Annotated in this window: 3 protein-coding genes; all 3 read left to right on the top strand. The window is 71.7% G+C overall.

Annotated features, from left to right (window positions below; genetic code table 11):
* Nucleotides 1–236 precede the first annotated feature (236 nt).
* The 3 genes from NON00_RS24185 to NON00_RS24175 all read left to right on the top strand — a co-directional run bounded on the left by NON00_RS24185 (nt 237) and on the right by NON00_RS24175 (nt 3,457).
* On the top strand, nt 237–1,049 hold the full coding sequence (locus NON00_RS24185) for a PhzF family phenazine biosynthesis protein (RefSeq protein ID WP_256025356.1): 813 nt from the start codon (nt 237–239) through the stop codon (nt 1,047–1,049).
* Between the two features lie 101 nt (nt 1,050–1,150).
* Nucleotides 1,151–2,317: a phosphoserine transaminase gene (locus NON00_RS24180; protein ID WP_256025355.1), complete on the top strand. Its 1,167-nt coding sequence runs from the start codon at nt 1,151–1,153 to the stop codon at nt 2,315–2,317.
* A gap of 249 nt (nt 2,318–2,566) precedes the next feature.
* A complete protein-coding gene (locus NON00_RS24175; RefSeq protein WP_256025354.1) occupies nt 2,567–3,457 on the top strand; it encodes a DMT family transporter in 891 nt (296 codons plus the stop codon).
* Nucleotides 3,458–3,559 lie beyond the last annotated feature (102 nt).

Genomic DNA, 3,559 nt, shown 5'->3' with positions numbered 1-3,559 from the left:
GGCGGAAGCAGCCTTCGCGGCTGCTTCCGCCACGGGCATCCTGCCTGTCACACCAGCGTGACAGGTGCCCCATGGAGACGACTCCCCCCGCGCCCGAAAGGGCGCCCCCCGATTCAACGCCCGAAAGGGCGCCCCCCGATTCAACGCCCGAAAGGGCGCCCACCGATTCCCCGCCCGAAAGGGCGCCCCCCGATTCAACGCCCGAAAGGGCGCCCGCCGATTCCCCGCCCGAAAGGGTGCCCTTCTATCTCGTGGATGCCTTCGCCGCGCATCCCTTCGCCGGCAATCCCGCCGCCGTCGTCCCCCTGCGCCAATGGCTCCCCGATGCGCTCATGCAGCGCATGGCCGCCGAGCATAATCTCAGCGAAACCGCCTTCTTCGTCCCCGATGGGCCAGGGCAATGGCATCTGCGCTGGTTCACCCCCACGCTGGAAGTGCCGCTCTGCGGCCATGCCACCCTCGCCACCGCCTTTGTCCTCGCCCGCATCCTCGGCCAGCCGGGCGAGCTGCGCTTCCGCACGGCTTCCGGTCCGCTTTCCGTCAGCCAGGAGGAGGGGCGCTTCGTCCTCAACTTCCCGGCCAATCCGCCACAGCGCGCCACCAGCCTGCCGCCCGGCCTCACCGCCGCCCTCGGCGCCGTCCCGCGCGAGGTCTGGAAGGCACGGGACTGGATCTGCCTCTTCGACAGGGCCGAGACGGTGCGCGCCCTCAGCCCCGACCATGGCCGCATCGCCAGCCTGCCGGATTCGGCCAGCGGCGGCGCCGCCGCCCGCGTCATCGCCACCGCGCCGGGGGATGACGGGGTGCATGATGTCGTCTCCCGCTACTTCGCCGCCCGCGTCGGCGTGAATGAGGACCCGGTGACAGGCGCGGCCCATGTCCAGCTCGTGCCCTTCTGGGCGGCGCGGCTCGGGCGGCCGGTGCTGGTCTGCCACCAGGCCAGCGCGCGCGGCGGCACCCTCTGGTGCGAGCAGCGCGGCGACCGCGTGCGCATGGGCGGCCATGCCGTGCTCTACGCCCAGGGCGAGATCCTGCTGCCGGTCGCCTGACCCGCCGCCCCGGAAGAGACACGCCTCTCTTGAAGAGGAGGCGCGGGGGGTGCAAACCCGCGCCTCCTTCCTGGCTGACCCCGACTGAAAGCCCGCCCCGCATGTCGCAGACCCGTGCCAAGCCCGCCACGCGCCCGGCCCGCCCCTTCTTCTCCTCCGGCCCCTGCGCCAAGCGTCCGGGCTGGTCCCTCGCCGCGCTGGAGGGCGCGCTGGTTGGCCGCAGCCACCGCGCCAGGGACCCCAAGGCCCGCCTCGCCGAGGTGATCGCGCGCAGCAAGGCCGTGCTGCGCATGCCGGAGGACTGGCGCCTGGGCATCGTCCCCGCCTCCGACACCGGCGCGGTGGAAATGGCGCTGTGGTCGCTGCTCGGCCCGCGCGGCGTCGATGTGCTGGCCTGGGAAAGCTTCTCCGGGGAGTGGGCCACCGATATCACCAGGCAGCTCCGCCTGCCGGATGTGCGGCTGATCCAGGCGCCCTATGGCCGCCTGCCGGATCTCACCCAGGCCGACCCGGCGCGGGATCTCGTCTTTGTCTGGAACGGCACGACCAGCGGCGTGCGCCTGCCCGATGCCGGCTGGATCGCGGCGGATCGCGAGGGACTGGCCATCTGTGACGCCACCTCCGCCGCCTTCGCCATGGAACTCGACTGGGCGAAGCTCGATGTCGTCACCTGGTCCTGGCAGAAGGCCCTGGGGGGGGAGGCGGCGCATGGCATGCTCGCCCTCTCGCCGCGCGCCGTGGCGCGGCTGGAAGCCCATACGCCGGCCTGGCCGCTGCCCAAGATCTTCCGCATGACCAAGGGCGGCAAGCTGATCGAGGGCATCTTCCTGGGGGATACCATCAACACCCCCTCGCTGCTCTGCGCCGAGGATGCGCTGGACGGGCTGCGCTGGGCCGAGGCCATCGGCGGGCTGCCGGCCCTTATCGCCCGCTCGGAGGCCAGCCTCGCGGCGGTCGCCGAATGGGTGGCAGGGCAGGGGGATTATGCCTTCCTGGCGGAAGACCCGGCGGCGCGCTCCTGCACCTCCATCTGCCTGAAGCTGGTGGGCGGCTGGTTCCAGGCGCTGCCGGCGGAAGAACAGGCGAAGGCGGGGAAGAAAATCAACGCGCTGCTGGAAAGCGAGGGGGTCGCCCTTGATGCGGCGCCTTACCGCGACGCACCGCCGGGGCTGCGGATCTGGGCTGGCGCCACCGTCGAAACCCAGGATGTCCGCGATCTTCTGCCCTGGATCAGCTGGGCTACCCGCGAAGTCGCGGCACAATACTGAAAGCGCGGCACGCGGGAGGGGCGCCGCCCCTCCCGCACCCTCCCCGCCGGGGGGAGAAGCTCCCCCCGGACCCCGCTGGCAGTTCAGGTGTTGGTCATTCTTCCGGGAGGGGCGGACAGCCTTCCGAGAAACAGCCAAAAATACGAAAAATCTTCTGAAAGCGGCTTTTGCGCTGCCGCAATTCGGTAAACCTGCCTGACGTATTTTCCCTAGGCTTCTCCTCGGCACCCACCCCGAGGCATGACGCCGATGCGCAAGTCCTGGCTCTCCTTCCTGCTCTTCCTCTGCGCGCCGCTGCTCTTCGCGTTGAACATGGTGGTGGCGCGCTGGCTGAACGGGTCGGTGCCGCCGGTGACGCTGGCCTTCGGGCGCTGGCTGGTGGCGGCACTGCTGCTCCTGCCGGTGGTCTGGCCGCTGCTGCGGCGGGGGCTGCTGCGCGGGGCGGCACCGGGCGTGCTGGCGGCGCTGGCGGTGCTCGGCGGCGTCATCAGCGTGGCGCCGCAATATGGCGCGGCCACCTATACCAGCGCCGGCAATATCGCCCTCATCGCCGCCCTCTCTCCCCTCTTCGTCGCGGTGATCGAGCGGCTGGTCTGGGGCGTGCCGCTGCGGCCGGCCATGCTGGGCGGCATCGGCATCGCCTTTTCCGGCATCCTGGTGGCGGTGTTCCGGGGTGATCTCGGGGCGCTGCTGCGGCTCGACTTCAACCCGGGCGATGCGCTGATGCTCTTCGCCATCCTGGCCTGGGCCGGCTACACCGCCCTGCTGCGCCACCGCCCCGTGGCCCTGCCGCCCATGCTGCTGCTCTGGGTGGTGGCGGCGGGCGGGGCGCTCTGCCTCATGCCCGGCGTGCTGCTGGAATGGGGCTATCGCGGCATTCCGCATCTCGATGGCCGGGCGCTGTCGGGCGTGGTGTTCCTGGGCCTCGTGGCCGGGGTGGGGGCCTATGGCCTCTTCGCCCGCGCCGTGGCCACCTTTGGCGCCGCCCGCGCCAGCATGTCCATGTATCTCGTTCCCGCCTATGCCCTGGCCCTGGGCGCCCTGCTGCTGGGCGAGAGCCTGCACCCCTACCACCTCGTGGCGATGACCCTGGTCCTGGGCGGCGTCGCCTTCGGCACGCTGCGCCCCACCGCCTCCTGACAGCGGGGTCCGGGGGGATCTCATCCCCCCGGCGGGGGTGGGGGGGGGGGGGGCCCCCGCGCCCGCCGCCCCACGGAGCAGCCCGGCCCCAACAGTTACTCA

Origin of the sequence: Roseomonas sp. GC11, from assembly GCF_024437745.1 — a bacterium.
GTDB lineage: Bacteria > Pseudomonadota > Alphaproteobacteria > Acetobacterales > Acetobacteraceae > Pseudoroseomonas.
This window is presented reverse-complemented; position numbering and strand designations above follow the sequence as displayed.